Here is a 23,051-nt window from a genome sequence, read left to right on the forward strand (position 1 = left end):
TCAGACGGCCTCGGTCCGCCGAGCCTCCGTGTCCGCCGCCGGCGCGGCCGGCCGGGCCCGGCGGCGGCGCAGCACCACCAGGACGCCCGTACCGGCCGCCAGGGTGACGCCGACGCCGACGACCCCGGCCAGCGCGCCGGACGCGCGGGCGTCGGAGACGTCCTTCACCCGGTAGTCGGCCAGCGGCGACCCCTCGGCGGCGGTCTCCCGGGCCTCGCGGTCGATGCCCTTGTCCCGGGCGACCTTCTCCAGGCCGTCGGGGGTGGTCGCCGCGTAGTAGCTGACGAACCCGGCGAGGACGACGGTGACGGCCATCACGGCGGCGGCGAAGCGGCGGCGCGGGCGCGCCGCCGCGTCGGGGGCGCGGGTTGTGGCGCGGGCGCCGTGCACGAGGTCGGGGCGGACGGCCAGGACCGCGCTCACCGTCATGGCCGTGATCACCGCCTCGCCCACGCCGATCAGCACATGCACCCCGGTCATGGCCGCGAACACCGTCCCGACCGGCACGTCGGTCGTGCCGCCGAGGGCGTAGCACAGGGTGAAGGCGCAGGCCGCGGCCGGGACGGAGACCAGCGCCGCGCCGAACGACGCGAACGTGACCGCGCGCGGCCGGCGCGGCAGCACCGCCAGCAGGCCGCGGAACACCGCGTAGCCGACGGCCGTCGTCACCACGGCCATGTCGGTGATGTTGACGCCGAGCGCGGTGAGGCCGCCGTCCGCGAAGAGGAACGCCTGGGCCAGCAGGACGACCGTTATGCACAGCAGGCCCGTCCACGGGCCGGCGAGGATCGCGGCGAGGGCGCCGCCCAGGAGGTGTCCGCTGGTGCCCGCGGCGACCGGGAAGTTCAGCATCTGCACGGCGAACACGAACGCCGCGACGAGACCGGCGAGGGGGGCGGCGCCCGCGTCGAGCTCCCGGCGCGCGCCGCGCAGGGCCAGGGCCACGGCGGTGGCGGCGACGGCTCCCGCGGCGAGGGAGACGGGTGGGTCGATGTATCCGTCCGGTACGTGCATGGGGCGCCCACTTTCGGTCCGTGCCGATCGTGTTGGGGTGAACCGCTCGCATGATGGGCGCGTTGCGAAGCCCTCGCAAGAGCGTGCGGCGCGCGCTTGCGCGCCCCCTGCGGGGTGCTGTGCCCCGGCCCCGCCCCTTCGCCGCTTCCCGGGGGCAAGCCCCCGGACCCCCTGAAACCGCGCTCCGCGCGGTTGTCCTCAAACGCCGGACGGGCTGATTCCCCCTACAACGCCGCCCTGCTCCCCGTATCCACCGCCCGCGTCGCCGTAGCCCCCAACCGCGCGTCCTCCGCGACCTGGGCCGCGGTGAGCACGTACCCCGTCTCCGCATTGGCCGTGGACCGCGCGAAGACGACCCCGTACACCTTCCCCGAAGGAGTGAGCAGCGGCCCACCCGAATTCCCCGGCCGCACGGTCGACCGCACCGAGTACACCTGCCGCGTGGCGATCCCGTCGCCGTAGATGTCCTGCCCCTTGGCGCGCAGCTCGTTGGCGACGGTCGCCGCCCGCAGGTCGAGGCCGCCGTTCTCAGGGAAGCCCGCGACGACCGCGGCGTCGCCCCGCTTGGCGGACTTGTCGAAGGGCAGGACGGGCGCGTCGAGGCCGGGCACGTCGAGGACGGCGACATCCGTCTCGGGGTCGAAGAGGACGACCTTGGCGCGGTGCGGGCGGCCGACGCCGCCGACGCGGACGGTCGGGTCGGTGACGCCGGCGACGACGTGCGCGTTGGTCATGACGTGCTGCGCGGCGTAGACGAAGCCGCTGCCCTCCTGGCCGCGCCGCCCGCCGTCGACGTCGGCGACGCCCTCGACCTTGACGACGGACGTCCGGGCGGCCCGGTTGGCGGCGACGGTGACGGCGTCGCCGGAGGGCTTGGCGACGCTGGTGGCGGGCTCGTTCTCGAACGGGTTGAAGACCTGGGGGAAGCCGGCGCCGGTGAGGGCGTCGGTGGTCCTGCTGAACCAGGTCGGGGCCTGCTCCGGCATCGCGTCCTGGACCGCGCCGAGCACCCGGGAGTCGCGTATCTGCCCGGTGAGCAGGGTCGAGTTCGCCGAGACCAGGACGCTGGCGGCGACCCAGGCCACCAGCAGGACGGCCAGCCCGTTGACGGCCGCGCCTCCGGCGCCGTCCACCCCGCGCACGGGCGCCCAGGTCAGCCGTCGGCGCAGGCCCCAGGCGAGCCGCCCGGCGAGCGCGTGCCCGAGCACGGCCGGGACGAGGACGACGAGGACGGCCACCACGGCGGCCGACGACGAGCCGGGTTCGAAGTGGCCGACGATCGAGGGCAGCACCCAGACGCCCAGGACGGCACCGCCCAGGAAGCCGGCGAGCAGGACGGCGCTCGCGACGAGGCCGCGCCGGAAGCCGGAGACGGCGTAGCCGAGGACGACCAGGAGCAGAAGCACATCGAGCAGGTTCACCAGTGGAGCCCTTTCCCTTCACCCGCGCCCCCGACCGCGGCCACGGTCGCATGCCCCCGTGGACTAGGGAAAACGCACGTTTCCGTACGAGCGGTTCCCCGAGGTGGGCTTCGCCACGTCGGGGACGACGGAACGGGCCCGTCCCCCCGCCGTGGCGGAAGGACGGGCCCGAGGCGCGTCACCCGGGGGTCAGACGCGGGTCAGCCGGGGGTCGGCGTCCGGGTCGGGGTCGCCGGCCCGGCCCTCCGCGGCTTCCGAGGGAGCGGCCAGCTGCTTCTGCAGCCCCTCGCCCTCGACGTCCACGTTCGGCAGGGCCTTGTCCAGCCAGGACGGCAGCCACCAGGCCGCCTTGCCGAGCAGCGCGAGCACCGCCGGGACGATGGCCATGCGGACGATGAACGCGTCGAAGAAGACGGCGATGGCGAGGCCGAAGCCGATCATCTTGATCATCGACTCGGAGGAGCCGATGAACCCGGCGAAGACGCTGATCATGATGACCGCGGCGGCCGTGACCACCCGTGCGCCATGCCGGAAGCCGGTCACGACGGCGTCGCCCGGGGTCTCGCCGTGCACGAACGCCTCGCGCATCCGGGTCACGAGGAAGACCTCGTAGTCCATGGCCAGACCGAAGACCACGCCGACCATGAAGATCGGCATCATGCTCATGATCGGGCCGGTCTCCTCGACGCCGAACACCCCGCTGAGCCAGCCCCACTGGAAGACGGCCACGACCGCGCCGAGCGCCGCCACGACGGAGAGCAGGAAGCCCAGGGCCGCCTTGAGCGGCACGAGCACCGACCGGAAGACCACGATCAGCAGCAGGAAGGCGAGGCCGACGACCAGCGCCAGGTAGGGCAGCAGCGCGTCGTTCAGCTTCTGCGAGACGTCGATGTTCATCGCCGTGGTGCCGGTGACCAGCACGGTCGCGCCGGTCTCCGCCTTCAGCGCGGAGCCCTTGCCGCGGATCGCGTGGACCAGGTCCTCGGTCTTCTCACCGCTCGGCTTGGACTTGGGGACGACGTTGAACAGTGCCGTGTCGCCGGTCTTGTTGGGCATCGGCGGCGTGACCGCGGCCACGTCGTCCAGCCCGCCGACCGCCTTGACGACGGTCTGCGTCGCCTTCTTCGGGTCCTTGACGCCCTTGGCGTCCACCACGACCATCAGCGGCCCGTTGTAACCGGGGCCGAAGCCCTCGGCGATCATGTCGTACGCCTTGCGCTGCGTGGTCTTCACCGGCTGCGAGCTGTCGTCCGGCAGCCCGAGCTGGAGCGACGCGGCGGGCGCGGCGAGCGCGCCGAGGCCGACGATGCCGGCCACCAGCACCCACACCGGGCGGCGCAGCACGAAGCGGGCCCAGCGGGTGCCCATGTTGGGCTTCCCGGCGGCGCCGCCCTCGTCCGCGGACTTGGCCTTGCGGACCTTGCGGGCCAGCACCTGGCGGCCGGCGAAGCCCAGCAGCGCGGGGATGAGGGTGAGCGCGACGAGGACGGCGACGACGACCGTGCCGGCCGCGGCCATGCCCATCTTGGTGAGCATCGGGATGTTGACGACCGCGAGGCCGACCAGGGCGATGACGACGGTGAGACCGGCGAAGACCACCGCGGAACCGGCGGTCCCGACCGCGCGGCCCGCGGCCTCCTCCCGTTCCCTGCCCTCGGCGAGCTCGGCCCGGTAGCGGGAGACGATGAACAGCGCGTAGTCGATGCCGACCGCGAGGCCGATCATCATGGCGAGCGTCGAGGTGTTGCCGGAGAGGTTCAGCGTGGACGCGAGCGCGGCGATGGACGAGACGCCGATGCCCACCCCGATGAGCGCGGTGAGCAGCGGGAGCCCGGCCGCGATCAGCGAACCGAAGGTGATCACCAGGACGACCGCGGAGACGATGATGCCGATGATCTCGGTGGACCCGGTCTCCGGCATCTTCTGCAGGGCGCTGCCGCCCATCTCGACGGTGAGTCCGCTCTCCCGCCCGTGCTTCTGCGCCGCGTCGAGGGTGTCGCGGGACGCGTCGGTGAGCTTGTTGGAGGCTTCCTTGTAGGTCACCAGGACGTACGCGGTGCTGCCGTCCTTGCTCACGGTGTGCGCCTGGAACGGGCTGGGCGCCGACGCGACCTGGGGGCCGGTCAGCTCGCCGACGACCTTCTCGACGGCGGCCTTGTTCTTCGGTTCGGTGATCTTCTGGCCGTCGGGGGCCTGGAAGACGACGCGCGCGGAGGCGGCGTCGGCCTTCTTGCCGGGGTACCGCTCGGCCAGCAGGTCGAAGGCGGACTGCGCCTCCGTGCCGGGTATGGAGAAGCTGTCGTCGGTGGACTTGGACGCGGTGGCGGCGCCGGCGCCGGCGAGGCCGAGCAGCAGCACCCATATGACGGCTACGTACCAGCGGCGCCGGAAAGCGAGCCGGCCGAGTTTGTAGAGGAAGGTGGCCACGAGGAGGTGTACTCCCGTCGGGTCGGAGAAACGAGCAACTGGCGGTGGGGAACCAGCCCGACGACGAGAGCGGCGCGCCAGGTGGATCGGTAGGGGTTCGGGTTGCCGCGGTGGGGACCGCGGTGTGGGGGGATACGAGCCGGGGCTCAGCAGCCGAGGGCGGGGAGCACCACGGCGTCGATGAAGCGGGCGAGGTAGGCGGTGTCCGCCGGCCGGTCCTCGATCAGCGGGCGGGTGATGAAGGCGCCGAGCACGGTGTGCGCGACGAACTCCATCGCGGGGGTGTCGGCGGGGATCTCCCCGCGTGCCACGGCCCGGTCGAGCAGCAGCCGGAGCGCCGCCTTCTCGGGTTCGATCAGCAGCTCCCGCAGGGCACGGTGGAGGTCGGGGTTGCAGTGGACGGCGTGTCCGAGGCCCCGCATCAGAGCCGCGTCCCGCTCCATCTGCTCGGGGTCCGCGCAGGCCGTCAGGGCCAGCAGGTCGCCCCGCAGGGTCCCGGTGTCGATGTCCGCGACCGTAATCGGCTTGGTGTGCCGCAGCGCGCTCGCCACCAGCTCCGGCTTGCCCTTCCACTGGCGGTAGAGGGTCGCCTTGCTCGACCGGGTGCGGGCCGCCACGGCGTCCATGGTCAGCGCCTCGTAGCCGACCTCGCGGAGGATCGCCAGGACGGCCTCGTAGAGCTCCGCCTCGCGTTCCGGCGTGAGCCGGGTGCGGCGGACCGGCGGCGCCGCGGGTTCCTCGGGCATGCCGCACCTCCTCCGAGTCTCAACTGAACGAAACGGTTTCGTACAGTACGAGGGTACGGCCGCCCTTAACGAAACGACGCCGTTTCGACCGTGGTGTGCGTCACGCGCGGCGCGCGTCCCGGCCCGGGTTGCCGGTGCGCCGAACGGTGGAAACCATGAAGTGGTGAGCGATGCCTACCTGAGGTACCCCCATCTCCACGGCGATCTGCTCTGTTTCGTCGCGGAGGACGACCTGTGGCTGTCCCCGCTGCCGGGGGCGGACGGCGGCAAGGACCGCGCGTGGCGGCTGACCGTCGACCGCACCCGGCTGGGCCACCCGCGGTTCTCCCCCGACGGCACCCGGATCGCCTTCACCAGCTGGCGCAGCCTCGACCCCGAGGTGCACCTCGTCCCCGTGGACGGCGGCCCGGCCCGCAGACTGTCCTACTGGGGCAGTACCGACGCCCGGGTCTGCGGCTGGACGCCGCCGGGCCGCGACGGCGGCAGCGACATCCTCGCCGTCTCCTCCCACGGCCAGCCCTTCTCGTACTTCTCCTGGGCCTACCGGCTGCCGACCGACGGCAGCCCCGGCCTCCGCCTGCCGTGGGGCCCGGTGTCCGACATCGCGATGCGCGGCGGGCACGGCCCCGGCGACGCGCCCGGCGAGACGCTGCTGCTCACCGGCAAACCGCCGCACGAGCCGGCCTCCTGGAAGCGGTACCGGGGCGGGGCCATGGGACGGCTGTGGCTGATGGAGAAGCGGCTGGTACCGGAGCTGAACGGCCACCTGGACGCGGTGATGTTCGTCGGCGACCGGGTCGCGTTCCTCTCCGACCACGAGGGCGTCGCCAACCTCTACTCCTGCCGCCCCGACGGCACCGACCTGCGCCGCCACACCGACCATGCCGACTTCTACGCCCGGCACGCCTCCACCGACGGCAGCCGGGTCGTCTACCAGTGCGCGGGCGACCTGTGGCTGGTGGACGACCTCGGCCCGGACGCCGTCCCGCACCGGCTGGACCTCCGGCTCGGCGGTCCGCGCGCCGGGCGGCGCACGTACCAGGTGCAGGCCGCCTCGCACGTCGACGCGCTGGCCGTGGACACCACGGGCCGGGCCAGCGCCGTCCAGGTGCGCGGCAGCCTCTACTGGCTGACCCACCGCGACGGTCCGGCGCGGGCCATCGCCGACACCCCGGGCGTCCGGGTCCGGCTGCCCGAGATGCTCGGCTCGACGGGCCGGGTCGCGTACGTCACCGACGCGGAGGGCGAGGACGCCGTCGAGATCGCCCGGCTGCCGAGCGCGGCGACGGCGGGGGAGCACCGGCGGCTGGCGGCGGGGCGGATCGGGCGGGTGCACGAGATGCTGTCCTCCCCGGACGGCTCGCGGCTGGCGATCGCGGCGCACGACGGACGGCTGCTGCTGGTGGACACATCGGACAGCGCGCCGGAGGGCGAACCGGCGGGGGAAGGCGGCTCGGCGGAAGTCAGCGGCCCCTCCGAGGTCGGCGAACTCGTCCGCTCCGACAACGGCCCCGTCCGCGACCTGGCCTTCTCCCCCGACTCCGGCTGGCTGACCTGGTCCCACCCGGGCATCGGCCGCTCGCTGCGGCAGATCAAGATCGCGCGCCTCTCCGACCGGATGGTCGTGGACGTCACCAACGGCCGCTTCGAGGACGAACAACCGGTCTTCACCCGCGACGGCCGCTACCTCGCCTTCCTCTCCTGGCGTGGCTTCGACCCGGTGTACGACGTGCACACCGGCGACCTGTCGTTCCCACTGGGCTGCCGCCCCTACCTCGTCCCGCTCTCCTCGGCGACCCCCTCGCCGTTCGCGCTGACGGCGGAGGGGCGGCCGGCCGGGGGCGGGCTGGACGTCAGCGACACGGCCGGCGCGGAGACCGGGGGGCCGCTGACCGTGGAGACGGAGGGACTGGAGAACCGTGTGACGCCGTTCCCGGTGGCCGCCTCCAAGTACTCGCACCTCCGCCCGGTGCACGGCGGCGGACTGGTGTGGCTGCGCTGGCCCATCTCCGGCGCCCTCGGCGAGACCTTCGCCAACCCCGCCGACACCTCCGGCCGCCCCACGCTCGAACACTTCGACCTGTGCAAGGCCAAGCGCACCGAACTGACCGCGTCCCTCGACTGGTTCGAGGTCAGCGGCGACGGATCCCGCCTCGTCGTCAACGACGAGGGCGACCTGCGGGCCGTGCCCGCCACCGAGTCCGGGGACCCCGACTCCGTCGTCCACATCGACATGCGCCGCATCCTGCACGAGGTGGACCCGGCCGCCGAGTGGCGGCAGGCGTACGCGGAGGCGGGCCGGATCGTCCGGTCCTACTTCTGGGAGCCCGGCATGGGAGGCGTCGACTGGGACGCGATCCTGGAGCAGTACCGTCCGCTGGTCGAACGCGTCGCCTCCCCCGACGACTTCGCCGACCTGCTCCGCGAGGTGCTGGGCGAACTGGGCACCTCCCACGCGTACGTCATCGGCTCCCGCCGCAACGAGGGACCGCCGCACTACCAGCGCGCCATCGGCCTCCTCGGCGCCAACCTCGTCCGGCTCAAGGACGGCCGCTGGGCGGTACGCCGCATCCTGCCCGGCGACTCGTCGGACTCCAAGGCCCGCTCCCCGCTGGCCGGTTCGGGCATCCGCGAGGGCGCCGTCCTGACGCACGTGGACGGCCGGCCGGTCGACCCGGTCACCGGCCCGTACCCGCTGCTGGCCGCGGCCGGGGGGACCACCGTCGAGCTGACCTTCGCCCCGGCGGAGGGCGAGGGACCGGCCCGCCGGGTGGCGGTGGTGCCGCTGGTCGACGAACGCCCGCTCCGCTACCAGGACTGGGTGGCCAAGCGCCGCGCGGTCGTCCGCGAACTGAGCGGCGGCAAATGCGGCTACCTGCACATCCCCGACATGGGCGGCTCCGGCTGGGCCCAGTTCAACCGCGACCTGCGGATGGAGATGTCCCGGCCCGCCCTCATCGTGGACGTCCGCGGCAACGCGGGCGGCAACATCAGCGAACTGGTCGTGGAGAAGCTCACCCGCACGATCATCGGCTGGGACCTCACCCGGGGCGCGCAGCCGGTGAGTTACGCCTCCAACGCGCCGCGCGGCCCGGTCGTCGCCATCGCCGACGAGATGACGTCCTCCGACGGCGACATGATCACCGCCGCGTTCAAGCTCCAGGGCATCGGACCGGTCGTGGGCCTGCGCACCTGGGGCGGCGTCATCGGCATGACGGGCCGGCACCGGCTCGGGGACGGGACGGCGATCACCGTGCCGATGAACGCCGCCTGGTTCGACGCGTACGGCTGGGACGTCGAGAACCACGGCGTGGAGCCGGACATCGAGGTGGACCGGACACCGGTGGACTGGGCCGAGGGCCGCCACAAGCAACTCGACGACGCGGTCCGGCTGGCCCTGGACCTCCTGGAACGCCACGGCGCGACCACCCCACCGGACTACACCGCCGTCCCGAACCGCGCCCGGCCGGAACTCCCGCCGCGTACTTAGCCCGTCCGGCGCTTGAGGACGCGCACCGCAGGTGCGCTCGGGGGTGCGGGGGCGCAGCCCCCGCGAGAAACGGGAAGGGGCGGGACAGGGGCACAAACCACAAGGGGGCGCGCCCTGCACACAGGGCGCGCCCCTCAGCCGAAGCGGGACCGCTTCAACCGGCCACGTCAGCGATCGCCGAGATCATCCTGGATGTCGTCGATCGACGTCTGCCGCCCCTGCTCCTGCTTCCCCTTCACCCGGTCCTGCGCCTGCTGCCCCCGCTGCTGGGCCTGCTCCTTGGCCTGCTGCGCCTTCTGCTTGGCCTGCTGAGCCTTGCCCTGCATCTCGTCCTTGATGCCCATGCGTGTTCACTCCTCGGGAAGATCGTGTGATCGGGCCGGAACCAGCCTCACACGCACCGTCACCCATCGCATGTCGATCAGTGACCCTCCGTACTCACGCGGCGCCCGGCGGCATCGGCGGCCCCTCCCGCCCCCAGCAGCCCCGGCGTCCTCGCCGAGGCCAGCCGGGGCCCGAACCGCCGCATCTCGCGCCGCGCCCCGAACGCGATCAGCCCGGGCAGCGCCGCCCGCACCGACTGGGCGCCGCGCAGCCACCCCTGGGCGTACACGTGCGCCGAGCGCCGCTCGATGCCCGCCACCAGCCGCTCGACGGCCGGATCGAGCGGGTACGTCCGGTTCGCCGGCCACGGCAGCCGCCGCCGCATCTCCCGCATCACGGCGTTCTCGTCGGCGCCGCGCACCATGTCGGTCTCCGTCCAGCTCAGATACCCCACGCCGACACGTACGCCCCGGTGCCCGACCTCGGCGCGCAACCCGTGCGCGTACGCCTCCGCTCCCGCCTTGGACGCGCAGTACGCGGTCATCATCGGCGCGGGCGCGACCGCGGCGAACGAGGCGATCTGCAACAGGTAGCCGCGGCTGTCCAGGAGGGCCGGCAGGAAGGCGCGGCCGGTGACGGCGGAGCCGATCAGGTTGACCTCGACGACCCGCCGCCAGACGGCGAAGTCGCAGCCGTCGAAGGGACCGCCGGCGGCGACACCGGCATTGGCGACGACGGTGTCGATCCGCCCGAAGCGCGCCCGGGCCTCGTGGGCGACCCGCTCCATGGCCTCCTGGTCGGTGACGTCGGCGGTCCAGCACCCCACGTCCGTCCGCAACCCGCCCGCCACGCGGCGCAGTTCGTCCGGCTCCAGCCCGACGAGGGCGAGCCGCGCCCCTCGCGCCGACAGCTTGCGGGCCAGGGACTCCCCCACCCCACGGGCCGCGCCCGTCACGACGACGACCTGCCCGGCGAGGCCGCTCCGGCGGTACGCCGCGCTCATCGCGCCACCGCCCCTTCGCCCAGCCCCGCCGGGGCCTGCGTACGAGGCCGTCGCGGTTCCCGCAGCACCTGGTACTCCTGGAGGTCCACCCGCCGGGTGACCCGGCGGAACTCGGCGGTCGTACCCGGCCAGGCGGTGGTGTTACGGCCTTCGGAGTCGAGGTACCAGCTGTCGCACCCACCGGTGTTCCACACGGTCCGCTCCATCCGCCGCTGGATGCCGCGGTTCCAGGCGTTGACGGCGGACGGCCGGGCGACGAGCGCGGTCCGGCCGCCGAGGACGTCGAGTTGCCGGAGGAAGTCGGCCAGGTAGTTCAGCTGCGACTCGATCATCAGGATCATCGAGCTGTTCCCGAGGCCGGTGTTGGGCCCGATGATGAAGAGGAGGTTGGGGAACCCGGCGGCGGTGGTGCCGCGCAGCGCGGCCATGCCGTCCTTCCACGTCTCGGCGAGCGTCACGCCGTCGGCACCGGTGATCCGCCGGGCGATCGGCATGTCGGTCACCCGGAACCCGGTGCCGAAGACGAGCGCGTCGGCCTCGACCCGCGTCCCGTCGGCGGCGACCAGCCCGGACCCGCGCACCTCGGCCAGCCCGGACGCCACGACATCGACGTTCGCCCTGGTCAACGCCGGGTAGTAGTCGTTGGAGAGCAGGATCCGCTTGCAGCCGATGCGGTAGTCGGGGGTGAGCCGGGCGCGCAGCTCCGGGTCCTTCACGGCGCGGCGCAGGTGCGCCTTGGCGACCGCCTCGACGAAACCGAGCCGGTCCGGCCGCTTGGTGAACGCCCCCACCTGCAACTCCCGTATCCCCCACAGCATCCCGCGCCGGGCGGCCCGCGTCGCCGGCACCTTGCCGTGCAGCCACCGCTCCACGCCGGTGATCCGCCGGTCGGCCCGGGGCAGCACCCAGGCCGGGGTGCGCTGGAAGAGGGTGAGCCGGGAGACCTCCGGCTGGATCGCGGGGACGATCTGGATCGCCGACGCCCCGGTACCGACCACGGCGACGCGCTTGCCGCGCAGGTCGACGCCGTGGTCCCAGCGGGCGGAGTGGAAGACGGGCCCGGGGAACGCGTCCAGCCCGGGGATCTCCGGCAGCCGCGGGTCGGAGAGCGGCCCGGTGGCGGAGACGACGACGTCGGCGGTGTACGCCCCGGAGGCGGTGTCCAGCTCCCAGCGCATCCGCTCGGCGTCCCACCGCGCCGACCTGACCTCGGAGTTCAGCCGGAGGTGCGGCCGGAGCCCGTAGGTGTCGGTGACGCGTTCCAGGTAGGCCCGTATGTGCGGCTGCCCCGAGAAGTTGCGCGGCCACTCGGGGTTGGGCGCGAAGGAGAAGGAATAGAGATGCGACGGGACATCGCAGGCACACCCGGGATAGGTGTTGTCCCGCCAGGTCCCGCCGATCGCGTCGGCCCGTTCCAGGACGACGAAGTCCGTCACCCCCTCCCGCCGGAGCCGCACGGCCGCCCCCAGCCCCCCGAACCCGGACCCGATCACCGCCACGCGCACGTGCTCGGCCATTCCGCTGCCTCCCGGATCGCGACGCATCGTGCCAGTGATTGCTGGCACGGTGCGAGCGTAGGGGGACGCCGTACCGAGCGGTAGGGGTGCGGCACAAGGAAGTTACCGCCGGTTGCAGTCGCCGGGGCCCCCTTTCGGCCCGCCTCCCCGAGCCGGGAAGGCCCTACGCTGCCCGCGTGAGCACCGACGAGACCGAGGGAGCCGGGGGACGGGACACCACCCCCGGGAAGCGCGAGTACCGGATGGCCGACCTCGCCCGCGAGGCGGGCATCACCGTCCGCACGCTGCGCTTCTACCGCGAGCGCGGACTCGTCCCGCCGCCGCGCCGGGAGGGCCGCATCGCCTGGTACGACGGCACCCACCTCACCCGCCTCCGCACCATCACCGCCCTCCTGGAGCGCGGCCACACCCTGGGCGGCATCGCGGACCTCCTGGCCGCCTTCGAGGGCGGCCGGGACGTGGCCGAACTGCTCGGCCTGGACGGCGCGTCACCCACCCCTTGGTCCCGCGAGACCCCGGTCCGCCTGGGCGCGGAGGAACTGGCGGACACCTTCGCGGGCCAGGTCACGGCCGAGAACCTCGCCGCCGCGCTCGACATCGGCTACCTCGCCGTGGACGGCGAGGAGTTCGTCCACGTCAGCCGCCGCCTCCTGGACGCGTCGACCGAACTCGTCCGCGCCGGCGTCCCCTTGTCGGCCGTCCTGGAAGCGGGCCGCCGCGTCCGAGCCCACGCCGACGCCCTGGCCGAAATCTTCGCCGACCTCATCCGCACCCACGCCCGCCCCGAGCACACGGTACGCACCCTGGAACAACTGCGCCCGGTCTCCCAGACGGTGGTCGACGCGGAGGTCTCCATGGCCATGGACCGCCACATAAGAGCCAACGCCGACACCTGGACCCAGGACACCGCCCCACGGGAGGACGCGACTCACCGCGGCACGACCTCCACGTGAAACTCTTCCAGGACCTCCAAAGCCGCCTCGAAGAGGCTGTACTCCTCCCCTTGCGGCGACAACCGTCGCCCGAGAGCGCGCCGAGCGACGTCCGAGTGCTCCCAGACGAGCGTGAAGGGCGCGGTCACGCCGAGCCACCCGTACTTCAGTGCTTCCCTCCGCCGTGACGACCCCACGAGATCGTGAACGGTCTGCACCGAACCGGCCCGTTACCCCAAATAAGACGCAGAGCGCCGCTCCAGAAAATGCCCGATCCGCAGGCACTGTGTGTGATGCGTGGGCAGGCGGCCGAGTGGGAGCGCGCCGGCGTCCGGCAGGGCGTCGAGTTGCCGCGCCGGAAGGGCTGGGAGCGCTGGGAGGGGGCACACCGTGAGCCCGGCCGACCGCAGCGCCCAGCCGCCCTCCCGAGTGATCATGGCCGCACCCACCCGGTGGGCCGTCCGAGGCAACGTCATGCCGACCCGCTCGCGCCTGCTCCGCGTCACCCCCGCCGGGCTGAACCATTGCCCTGGTCAAGACGCCGGAGAGGGATCCGGGCGACATCGAGGGGAACGACGGCCGATGGACAGAGCGGGACATCCGAACCGCAGGGCGCTGCTCGCCGGCGGGCTCGCGAGCGCCGCCGCCGTGCTCGCGGGGTGCTCCTCACCGAGGGCCTCCTCAGCGCCGGCCGACACGTCACCGAGCCCGAGCGCGAGTCCGCAACCGAGCCCCACCACGCCCGCCGCGGCGTTCGCGAGGCTGATGGAGGGCAACAAGCGCTGGGTGAGCGGAAACCTGCGCCACCCCGACCGCGACCCGGACCGGCGTCAGCTGGTGAGCCTCACGCAGGAGCCCTTCGGCGCGATCCTCTCGTGCATCGACTCCCGAGTGCCGCCCGAGCTGCTCTTCGACACCGGGCTGGGCGATCTCTACGTGATGCGTACGGGCGGAGAGGCGGTCGGCCCGGTGGTCACCGGTTCCGTCGAGTACGGGCCCATGACCAGCGGCACTCCGCTCGTCGTCGTCCTCGGGCACCAGCGCTGCGGCGCCGTCAAGGCGGCGTACGAGTCCCTCCGCGACGGCAAACCGCTGCCCGGCAACCTGCAGGCGATCGTCGACGCCCTGCGGCCGGCGTACGACCGGGCGGTCCGGGAGGGCGGCGCCGACCCGGTCGAGACCATGGCCCGTGCCCAGGTCGAGCTGACCGCCGCCGGCCTGCGTTCCAACCAGGACCTCGCCCCTCTCGTGAAGAAGGGTCTCCTCGCCGTGGTCGGCGCCTACTACTCGCTCGACACCGGCACGGTGGACGTCCTGGCCGGCGCCCCCTCCTGAACCCGGCCCGCACGGGGGGAAGCCCCGCCGACGAGGCCCTCCCGCCGGGCCGGGGCCGGGCTACCCCCCGTACACCACCGTCACCGGCGCATGGTCGCTCCACCGTTCCGCGTGCGAGGCCGCCCGCTCCACGTGTGCCTTGAGCGCCCGCTGCGCGAGGCCCGGGGTCGCGACGTGGTAGTCGATGCGCCAGCCGGAGTCGTTGTCGAAGGCGCGGCCGCGGTAGGACCACCAGGAGTAGGGGCCGGCGACGTCGGGGTGCTTGGCGCGGACGACGTCCACGTACTCCTCGAAGACCTTGGTGAGCCAGGCGCGCTCCTCGGGGAGGAAGCCGGCGCTCTTGCGGTTGGCCTTCCAGTTCTTGAGGTCGGCCTCCTGGTGGGCGATGTTCCAGTCGCCGCAGACGAGGACCTCGCGGCCGTCCGCCGCGGCGCGGGCCTTCAGGGAGACGAGGTAGGGGAGGAACGCGTCCATGAAGCGCTCCTTCTCGTCCTGCCGCTCGGTGCCCACCTCGCCCGAGGGCAGGTAGAGGCTGGCGACGGTGACGCCCGGGAGGTCGATCTCCAGGTAGCGGCCGGTGCCGTCGAACTCGGCGGAGCCGAATCCGACCCGTACGGCGTCGGGCTCGCGCCGGGAGTAGACGGAGACGCCGGCCCGGCCCTTGGCCGCGGCGGGCGCGTGGAAGGCGTGCCAGCCCTCGGGCTCGCGCACCTCGTCGGGGAGCTGCTGCGGCTCGGCGCGGACTTCCTGGAGGCAGACGACGTCGGCGTCGGTCGCCGCCAGCCACTCCACGAAGCCCTTCTTGGCGGCGGCGCGCAGGCCGTTCACGTTCACGGACGTCACAGTCAGGGAGAGCATTCCGGAACGATACCGACTTTGCGGGCGCCCCTGTCACCCCCGGCCAGGTGATCGTACGATCGCGGGATGCGGATTCTGCCCGTGTCCTTCGGCCATCCGGACGCCGTGAAACTCAGCGATGAAGTGCAACTGGAGTACCAGGCGCGCTACGGCGACGAGGGCGACCTCACCCCCTTGGAGCCCGCGCACTTCGCCCCGCCGCGTGGCCTATATCTCATCGCGTACGAGGACGACGGCACCCCCGTGGCCACCGGCGGCTGGCGCGCGCAGGACCGCAACGACGAGGGGTACGCGGACGGCGACGCCGAGCTCAAGCGGATGTACGTGGTGCCGGCCGCGCGGGGGCGCGGGCTGGCGCGGCGGATCCTCGCGCTGCTGGAGGAGGACGCGCGGGCGGCGGGCCGGGTGCGGATGGTCCTGGAGACCGGGACGGAGCAGCCGGAGGCGATCGCCCTCTACACGTCGAGCGGCTACGCGCCGGCGGAGCGGAAGTTCGGCTTCTACCGGGAGTACGAGGCGAGCCGCTGCTTCACCAAGCCGCTGCGGCGCGGGGCTGTCCCGTCCGCCGTCGGGACGGGGACCGGCGGCGCCGTCCGCTAGGGGCCCTGACCGCTCCCGGCGGTAACGGGTCCCCGCAACCCCGTTGCTTTCAGGCGGTCCTAGGGTGAGCGCGTACGGCACCACCGGCCCACAGCCGCCAGGAGGTACGCATGACCGACGCGATCGACCACCGCCACGTCGAGGTGAACGGCGTCAGACTGCACATCGCGGAACAGGGCGAGGGCCCACTGGTCCTCCTGCTGCACGGCTTCCCCGAGTGCTGGTACTCGTGGCGGCACCAGTTCGGGCCACTGGCCGAGGCCGGCTACCGGGTGGTGGCACCCGACCAGCGCGGCTACGCCCGCAGCGACCAGCCGGAGCGCATCGACGCCTACACCATGCTGCACCTGACCGGTGACGTGGTCGGCCTGATCCACGCCCTGGGCGAGCGGCGGGCCGTGGTCGTCGGACACGACTGGGGCGCGCCCGTCGCCTGGAGCACCGCCCTGCTCCGCCCGGACCTCGTCCGCGGCGTGGCCGGGCTGAGCGTCCCGCCGACCCCGCGCGGCACGCTCCGGCCGCTGAGCGAGATGCGCGCGAAGCTGGGTGAGGACTTCTACCAGCTCCGCTTCCAGGAACCGGGCGTCGCCGACGCCGAGTACGCCGCCGATATCGCCGGCAGCTTCCGCCGCCTGCTGACCGCCGCCTCGGGCGACAGCCCCACCCCCATGGGCGTGGTGGCCGAGCGCGGAGCCTCACTGGCCACCATGCCGGAGCCCGAGCGGCTGCCCGGCTGGCTGACCGAGGCGGACATCGAGGTCTTCACCGGCGAGTACGCCCGGCACGGGGAGCGGGCGTTCACCGGCGGCCTCAACTGGTACCGCAACATCGACCGCAGCTGGGAGCTGATGGCCCCCTTCGACAGCCGGGTCATCGAGGTCCCGGCGCTCTATGTGACGGGCGACCGCGACCTGGTGATGGCCTTCCCCGGCATGGACGAACTGCTGCCCGCGCTGCCCGAGGTGCTGCCCGGTCTGCACCGCAGCCTGATCCTTCCGGGCTGCGGTCACTGGACGCAGCAGGAGCGGCCGGACGAGGTCAACTCCGCCCTGCTGGACTTCCTGGGGAGCCTGCCCGAGGAGCCGTGACGGCAGGGGCGCCCAGCGGGCCTTGGCCGACCAGCCGGGCGGCCGGACGGGCGGACGGACGGGCGGACGGCCGGACGGGTGGGTGGCCGCTCAGCCGGGCAGCCGGACGGACGGCCGGGCGTGGCGCGGCAGCACCGCATGACGCGGCCACCCTCGCCCCTTACGCGCGCCCTGAGCCGCCGGGCAGCGGTCGTCGGCAATCGGCGGTCGGGACAGCCACCGGCCCGGCCTGAAGCCCGGATCGGCATCCCATGTCCCGGAGCCGGGTTGCCGCCGGGGCCCCGGCGGCAACCCGGCTCCGGGACATGGGACCGCCCCCACTACCCCGGCCCCGGCTCCGCCGGCCCCCGCACCGCCCCCCGCAGGTCCAGCACCGCCTCCGCCCCGCCCTCCGGCCGGTTGGCGAAGGTCAGCGGAGCGCCCAGCACCCGCGCCTGGCCCGCGGCGATCGTCAGTCCGAGGCCGAGACCGGCGCCGGATTCCGTACGGAAGCGCTGGGGGCCGTGGGCCAGGAGGGGCTCGGGGAAGCCGGGACCGCCGTCGCGGACGCGGATGACGCCGCCGTCCACCTCGGCGACGACGGGCTCGGCGCCGTGCCGGAAGGCGTTGGTGACGAGGTTGGTCAGTATGCGTTCGACGCGCCGCGCGTCCGTCTCCACCAGGCAGTCGCGCACCACCCGCACCTCCGCCGCCGTACCGTCCGGCCCGGCCGCGGCACCGGCCGCTCGGCGGGCGAGGTCGCCGAGGGCGCGGACGTCGGTCTCGACCCGTTCGGCGTCCGCGTCCAGCCGGGCCACCTCCAGGACGTCCTCCATGAGGGTGTGCACCCGCCGGGCCCGTTCCTGGACCATCTCAGCAGGCCGGCCGGGCGGCAGCAGGGCCGCCGCGGCGACCAGTCCGGCCACGGGAGTGCGCAGTTCGTGCGCGATGTTGGCGGTCACCTCCCGCTCGGCCTGGAGGCGGGCGGCGAGCGCGTCGGCCATGGTGTTGACGGCGATGGTCAGCCGGGCGATCTCGTCCTTGCCGCCGCGCGGCCGGAGCCGGGCCGTGAGGTCGCCGTCGGCGATGCGCTCGGCGATGCGGGCGGAGGCGTTCAGCCGGCGGCCGGCGAACGTCGCCAGGCCGACGCCGACGATGCCGGAGAACGCGGTGCCCAGGCCGCCGGCCGCCCACAGGACGTCGTCGAGGTCCTCCAGGTTGCGGGTCTCGCGGCGGTAGGGCCGCTTGAGGGCGATCATGTCGTCGCCGACCCGGGTGGCCGCCCACAGCACCGGTTCCCGGCCGCTCCGGTCCAGGTAGGTGGCGCGCTTGCCGTGCTCCGCCGCCTCGCGCAGCGGGGCCGGCATGCCGTCGGGGTTGACGAGGGTGTGCTGCCGGTCGATGCCCGCCGCGTGGTCGTCGACGGCGTTGGCCAGCCGTGCGTCGATGCTCTCGCGGGCCGTCGCGAGCTGGTTGACGCCCGTCCGGTGGTGGACGACGAACCCGATGAGGACGGCGACGAGCGCGGCGGTGACGGTGATCGCCGCCCCGATCTTCGTTCGCAGTCCCATGGATCAAGGCTCCTCGACGGCCGACGCTCGCGGCTGACGCTCCGGTACGAAGAGCCGCAGATCACGCAGCCCGTTGTGCTGCTCGGGCGGGAGCCCGTCGACGAGGACGGAGACCCGGCTGTAGTAGGAGTGACGATCCTGCCCTATGCGTCCGGAGAATTGGACACGGGCCTCGCGCGGCCGGTCCCCGCAGGCCGCGGCGCACCACGGACCGGTGACCGTGCCGGCCGCCTCGGCGACCGGCCCGCCCCAGGACCGCCAGCGCAGCCGGGTGAGCCGTACGACCCCGGTGATCTCGAACGTCGCCGGGCGGCTGACCACAGGCCGGCCGGGGCCCTCGCTGACGTGCACGGGCAGGGTGACGGGCGCCGGCGTCGGCGCGGGACCGCTCACCTCCAGCCCGCCGGGCTCCGAACAGCCCGTGAGCAGCCCGCCGGACAGGCCGGTGACGAGGAGCGTGAGGATGCCGGAGACGGCACCGAGTCGTCGCACGGCGTTCCTCGGGTACGGGAGGGGGCGCGGGGGCGGGAGGTTCCTCGGGGGCGACAGGGAAGGTCTCAGGGGCGACAGGGAAGGGACGGAAAGCGGGGAGGCAACGGACACGACAGGCCCGGCGACCGGGGCGGCCGCCGGAAGGCGCCGAACGAGGGGCGGACCACCGGCCCGAAAGAGGCCATTCGCAGTAAATGTTACCGGTGTGACTGAATCGCCCAGGGCGCTCTTGACGTTCGGCAGTCGTGGGCTCATAGGATCTCGGCGCTCAAGTGGTCCAGGCCGGTAGCCGCAGCTGCCTCGGAGGTCACTCATGCACATCGCCCGTCGCTCGGTCCTCGGCGCCCTGGCCGGCTCCGCCGCGCTCGGCGCTCTCGGCGCCTCCTCCGGGGAGGCCGCGGCGACCGCGCAGCCGCCCCCCGACTCCTCGGGGGTTCCGGCCGCGCCCGGCAGACGGGCGGGTCCGGACGCGCGGTCGGCATCCGACGGAAGCGGAGCCGCCGGGGGCGGAGCCTCCGGAAGCGCCGCTGCCGCGGCGCTGGCCCGCCTCCTCCCCCGCCACCACCGCCAGGTCACGTTCCGCACCGTGCCCCGCCGCTCCGGCGCGGACGTCTACCGGGTCACCGGCCGGGCCGGGCACCTCCTCGTCGAGGGCAGCACCCCGGCCGTCCAGCTCACCGGCTTCCACCGCTACCTGCGGGACGTCGCCCACGCGCATTTCTCCTGGAGCGGCGAGCGGACCGCCCTGCCCGCCACGCTCCCCGCCGTCCGCGGGGCCATCGCCGCCGAGGCGAACGTCCGCCACCGCTTCGCGCTCAACGACACGAACGACGGCTACACCGGGCCCTACCGGGACTGGGCCTACTGGGAACGCGAGATCGACGTCCTCGCCCTGCACGGCTTCAACGAGGTGCTGGTCTACACGGGCGCCGACGCGGTCTACCGTCGAACGTTCATCGAACACGGTTACACCGACGCGGAAGTCCGGACTTGGGTTCCCGGCCCCGCCCACCAGCCCTGGTGGCTCATGCAGAACATGAGCGCCTTCGGCGGACCCGTCTCCCGCGCCCTCCTCGACCGCCGGACCGCCCTGGCGCAGCGGATCACGCGCCGGCTGCGCGAGCTCGGCATCACCCCCGTCCTCCCCGGTTACGCCGGTACCGTCCCGCCCGACTTCACCCGCCGCAACAAGGGCGCCCGTACCGTTCCACAGGGCGACTGGGCCGGCTTCCCCCGGCCCGACTGGCTCGACCCGCGCACCGCCCACTTCGCGCGCGTCGCCCGCACGTACTACCGGGTGCAGCGGGAGCTCTACGGCGCCTCGTCGATGTACAAGATCGACCTGCTGCACGAGGGCGGCACCCCCGGACCGGTCCCCGTCGGCGCCGCCGCCAAGGCCGTCGAGAAGGCGCTGCGCGCCGCCCACCCCGACGCCACCTGGGCGATCCTCGGCTGGCAGACCAACCCCCGGCGGGAGATCCTCGACGCCGTCGACCGCTCGAAGATGCTCGTCCTCGACGGCATCCCGGACCACTACCCGCGCGTCACCGACCGGGAGAAGGACTGGGGCGGCACCCCCTACGCCTTCGGCACCATCTGGAACTTCGGCGGGCACACGGCGATGGGCGCCAACACCCAGGACTGGGTCTCCCTCTTCCACCGCTGGCGCACCAAGAAGGGCAGCGCGCTGCGCGGCATCGCGCTGATGCCGGAGGCGGCCGACAACAACCCCGCCGCGCTCGCCCTCTTCTCCGACCTGGCCTGGACCGAGGGGCGCCTGGACCTCAAGGACTGGTTCGCGCGCTGGCCCGTCCAGCGGTACGGCGCCGCCGACCCCAACGCCCGACGCGCCTGGGACGTCCTGCGCCGTACCGCCTACGGCACCACCCGCGCCGACGGCTGGAGCGAGGCCGCCGACGGCCTCTTCGGCGCCCGGCCCGACCTGGCCGTCAACCGTGCCGCCGCCTGGTCGCCCCGGCAGCTGCGCTACGACGCCGCCGCCTTCGACGAGGCCCTGCCCGCGCTGCTCGCCGTCGCCCCCGCGCTGCGCGGCAGTTCGGCGTACCGGTGCGACCTGACGGACGTCGCCCGGCAGTGCGTCAGCAACCGCAGCCGGCTGCTGCTCCCCCGGATCAAGGCCGCCTACGACGCGGGCGACCGGACCCGCTTCCGCACGCTGACCCGGCAGTGGCTGGACTGGATGACCCTCCTGGAGGAGACCGTCGCCACCAGCGAACGCCACCTGCTCGGCCGCTGGATCGCCGAGGCCCGCGCCTGGGGCGGCACGGCCGCCGAACGCGACCGGCTGGAGCACGACGCCGTCTCCCTGTTGACCGTCTGGGGCCCGCGCGCCTCGGCGGACGGCGGCAAGCTGCACGACTACGCCAACCGCGAGTGGGCGGGGCTGGTCGGCGGCCTGTACCGGCTGCGCTGGAAGACGTACTTCACGGAACTGGAGGCGGCACTCACGGCCCGGCGGAAGCCCAAGCCCATCGACTGGTACGCGCTGGAGGACCGCTGGACGCGCAAGCGGCCGGCGTACCCGGCGAAGCCGTCGGGCGACATCGTGGCGGTGGCCAGGAAGGTGGCGGCGCGGCTGACATAGAGCCCGTCCGGCGTTTGAGGACGAGCGGCGAAGCCGCGGGGCGAAGCCCCCAGGAAACGGCGGAGGAGCAGGGCCGGGGCACAACCCCCCGGCCCCACCCGGGTCAGCCCTTGGACCCGGCGAGCTTCCACTCCCGGTGCAGCCCCGGCAGCGGCAGCTTCCGCTCGAACACCGGCGTGCCGAAGATCCTCAGCTGGAGCTGGAGCGCGCCGTTGAGATCGACGCCGCCGAACGCCCCCCACTTCCCGTTCAGCGACTTCTTCCCGTCGCTCGACGCCTTGGCGGTGACCTCGCCCTCGGCCCGCAGGTACGGCGACAGGTCACCGGTCACACCGACCGTGCCGTACAGCCCGACGGACGCCTCCGCGCCCAGCGCGGCCCGCACCCGGCCCCCGGCCGCCACCGTGGCACGCACCGGGGAACCCTTCATCGCCGACTTGCTGACGGGGGCCCAGCCCTTGGCCCTGCTGTATGAGCCGCCGACCCGGAAGTCGCCCTTGACCTCCTGCTTCACATCGACGCTGATCTTTCCGTCGGCGTCCACCTGGAGGTAGCAGGTGAGGTCGGCGTTGACGACGACCGGGACGGGCCCGACCTGGACGACGGGGGCGGCGTGCAGCTTGGCGAACGGCAGGCGCAGCGGCTTGCCCTCCGTGGACGCGGCGGCCCGGCCCTTCAGCGCCCACTGCGCCGACCAGTCGCCGGCCAGGGCGAGGGACGCCGTGCCGGGCGCGCGGCCGTCGGTGCCGCGGCCGTCGTACGAGAAGTCGACCTCGGGGGCGAGCTGCACGAAGCCGTCGACCGACGCCTTGGCCGAGGCGGGGGCGCCCTTGGCGGTGGCGACGGCGGCGGACACGTCCACGCGCAGGTTGCCCAGGGGCAGCTTCGCGCCCTGCGGCCCGAAGTGGAGGTTCCCGCGCTTGGCCCAGGACACCTTGACGCCCGGGACGAGCGGCTTGACCTGGACGGCGGACGGGTCGACGGCCACGGTGCCGTCGGCCTTGGCGTCGCCGAGGAGCGCCGGGAGGGTGGCGGGGGCGGTGCGCACCTCCAGGCCCTTGTCCGTCGTCCCGACCACCTTCGTGACCTTGGCCAGGACGCCGTTGGGGGCGCCCGGGGTGGGTGCGCTGGCGAAGACGTCGCCGACGGCGACGGTCTTCGCGGGGGCCGCCGGTCCGGTGCCGGGCTTGCCGCTCGGCTTCGCGCCGGGGGCGGCGCTCGGCTTCGTACCCGGCTTGGCCGTGGTGACGCCGGAGATGACGGCGCGTCCGGTGGCGCGGTCGTAGGAGGCCACCTTGAGCGTCGACGTGCGCGCCTGCTGCTGCCGGGGGGCCGCCGAGGGGCGGTCGGTCGGCGCGCCGGGGGCGACCGCGGCGGCGCGCGAGCCCAGGGGGGCCGCGGCGACCGCGAGCTCCTGTTCCTGCGGCGCGGCCGGGGCGGCGGCCGGCGCCGCGGCCCGGTCGTCCGGCTTGTCGGCGGCCTCGGAGCCGGACGACGAACACCCGGCCACCGCCAGGGACATGGCGGTCAGGGCGGGGAACAGCACTCTCTTGTGGCGCTTGCGCAATGGGGATCCTCGGGGGCGTGCCGCGCGGCAGCGGGACGGACTGCGATTACTCACTGGTAAGGAACCGCATGATCGTGTCATG

17 protein-coding genes are annotated in these 23,051 nt (G+C 73.8%); 6 read left to right on the forward strand and 11 right to left on the reverse strand.

Annotated features, from left to right (window positions below; all coding sequences use genetic code 11):
- The 4 genes from J7W19_RS12950 to J7W19_RS12965 form a co-directional block, all read right to left on the reverse strand.
- On the reverse strand, window positions 1-1,014 hold the full coding sequence (locus J7W19_RS12950; protein ID WP_004955943.1) for an energy-coupling factor ABC transporter permease: 1,014 nt from the start codon (window positions 1,012-1,014) through the stop codon (window positions 1-3).
- A gap of 224 nt (window positions 1,015-1,238) precedes the next feature.
- Window positions 1,239-2,435: a MarP family serine protease gene (locus J7W19_RS12955; protein ID WP_004953168.1), complete on the reverse strand. Its 1,197-nt coding sequence runs from the start codon at window positions 2,433-2,435 to the stop codon at window positions 1,239-1,241.
- Between the two features lie 189 nt (window positions 2,436-2,624).
- On the reverse strand, window positions 2,625-4,862 hold the full coding sequence (locus tag J7W19_RS12960) for an MMPL family transporter (protein WP_004953164.1): 2,238 nt from the start codon (window positions 4,860-4,862) through the stop codon (window positions 2,625-2,627).
- Between the two features lie 146 nt (window positions 4,863-5,008).
- Window positions 5,009-5,608, reverse strand: coding sequence for a TetR/AcrR family transcriptional regulator (locus J7W19_RS12965; protein WP_004953160.1), 600 nt, complete (start codon window positions 5,606-5,608; stop codon window positions 5,009-5,011).
- Window positions 5,609-5,768: 160 nt separating this feature from the next.
- Here J7W19_RS12965 and J7W19_RS12970 point away from each other — a divergent pair, with 160 nt between their 5' ends.
- Window positions 5,769-9,098: a S41 family peptidase gene (locus J7W19_RS12970; RefSeq protein ID WP_004953156.1), complete on the forward strand. Its 3,330-nt coding sequence runs from the start codon at window positions 5,769-5,771 to the stop codon at window positions 9,096-9,098.
- A 167-nt stretch (window positions 9,099-9,265) separates the two neighbouring features.
- Here the strand turns inward: J7W19_RS12970 and J7W19_RS12975 are convergent, their stop codons facing one another.
- The 3 genes from J7W19_RS12975 to J7W19_RS12985 all read right to left on the reverse strand — a co-directional run bounded on the left by J7W19_RS12975 (window position 9,266) and on the right by J7W19_RS12985 (window position 11,942).
- The gene (locus J7W19_RS12975; protein WP_004953154.1) at window positions 9,266-9,442 is read right to left on the reverse strand and encodes a hypothetical protein; all 177 of its coding nucleotides are present in this window, start codon (window positions 9,440-9,442) and stop codon (window positions 9,266-9,268) included.
- A gap of 77 nt (window positions 9,443-9,519) precedes the next feature.
- Window positions 9,520-10,425, reverse strand: a complete 906-nt coding sequence (locus tag J7W19_RS12980; protein ID WP_004953153.1) for an SDR family oxidoreductase — start codon at window positions 10,423-10,425, stop codon at window positions 9,520-9,522.
- Window positions 10,422-11,942 carry a flavin-containing monooxygenase gene (locus J7W19_RS12985; RefSeq protein ID WP_004953150.1) on the reverse strand — a complete coding sequence of 507 codons (1,521 nt, stop codon included), beginning with the start codon at window positions 11,940-11,942 and terminating at the stop codon, window positions 10,422-10,424. The genes J7W19_RS12980 and J7W19_RS12985 overlap by 4 nt, the downstream gene beginning before the upstream one ends.
- 176 nt (window positions 11,943-12,118) lie before the next feature.
- Between J7W19_RS12985 and J7W19_RS12990 the strand changes: the two genes are divergently transcribed.
- Together J7W19_RS12990 and J7W19_RS12995 are read left to right on the forward strand one after the other, a co-directional pair.
- Window positions 12,119-12,895, forward strand: a complete 777-nt coding sequence (locus J7W19_RS12990) for a MerR family transcriptional regulator (protein ID WP_004953148.1) — start codon at window positions 12,119-12,121, stop codon at window positions 12,893-12,895.
- Window positions 12,896-13,456: 561 nt separating this feature from the next.
- A complete protein-coding gene (locus J7W19_RS12995) occupies window positions 13,457-14,209 on the forward strand; it encodes a carbonic anhydrase (RefSeq protein ID WP_233478101.1) in 753 nt (250 codons plus the stop codon).
- A gap of 60 nt (window positions 14,210-14,269) precedes the next feature.
- On the opposite strand, the gene J7W19_RS13000 is transcribed toward J7W19_RS12995, so the two are convergent.
- The gene (locus tag J7W19_RS13000) at window positions 14,270-15,067 is read right to left on the reverse strand and encodes an exodeoxyribonuclease III (RefSeq protein WP_004953135.1); all 798 of its coding nucleotides are present in this window, start codon (window positions 15,065-15,067) and stop codon (window positions 14,270-14,272) included.
- Between the two features lie 66 nt (window positions 15,068-15,133).
- On the opposite strand from J7W19_RS13000, the gene J7W19_RS13005 reads away from it, so the two are divergent.
- Entirely contained in the window at window positions 15,134-15,667 is a 534-nt protein-coding gene (locus J7W19_RS13005; protein WP_004953132.1) for a GNAT family N-acetyltransferase, read from the forward strand.
- Window positions 15,668-15,777: 110 nt separating this feature from the next.
- Window positions 15,778-16,755, forward strand: a complete 978-nt coding sequence (locus J7W19_RS13010; RefSeq protein ID WP_004953129.1) for an alpha/beta fold hydrolase — start codon at window positions 15,778-15,780, stop codon at window positions 16,753-16,755.
- Window positions 16,756-17,075: 320 nt separating this feature from the next.
- Here J7W19_RS13010 and J7W19_RS13015 read toward each other — a convergent pair whose 3' ends face one another.
- Both J7W19_RS13015 and J7W19_RS13020 read right to left on the reverse strand, forming a co-directional pair.
- Window positions 17,076-18,305, reverse strand: a complete 1,230-nt coding sequence (locus J7W19_RS13015; protein ID WP_004947151.1) for a sensor histidine kinase — start codon at window positions 18,303-18,305, stop codon at window positions 17,076-17,078.
- 3 nt (window positions 18,306-18,308) lie between these two features.
- Complete coding sequence (locus tag J7W19_RS13020; protein WP_004947149.1) at window positions 18,309-18,797, reverse strand: hypothetical protein; 489 nt, start codon at window positions 18,795-18,797, stop codon at window positions 18,309-18,311.
- Window positions 18,798-19,110: 313 nt separating this feature from the next.
- Between J7W19_RS13020 and J7W19_RS13025 the strand changes: the two genes are divergently transcribed.
- Window positions 19,111-21,402: an alpha-N-acetylglucosaminidase gene (locus J7W19_RS13025; RefSeq protein WP_004947145.1), complete on the forward strand. Its 2,292-nt coding sequence runs from the start codon at window positions 19,111-19,113 to the stop codon at window positions 21,400-21,402.
- A 103-nt stretch (window positions 21,403-21,505) separates the two neighbouring features.
- On the opposite strand, the gene J7W19_RS13030 is transcribed toward J7W19_RS13025, so the two are convergent.
- Window positions 21,506-22,969, reverse strand: a complete 1,464-nt coding sequence (locus J7W19_RS13030; protein ID WP_004947144.1) for a hypothetical protein — start codon at window positions 22,967-22,969, stop codon at window positions 21,506-21,508.
- Window positions 22,970-23,051: the final 82 nt, after the last annotated feature.

Origin of the sequence: Streptomyces mobaraensis NBRC 13819 = DSM 40847 (assembly GCF_017916255.1) — a bacterium.
GTDB lineage: Bacteria > Actinomycetota > Actinomycetes > Streptomycetales > Streptomycetaceae > Streptomyces > Streptomyces mobaraensis.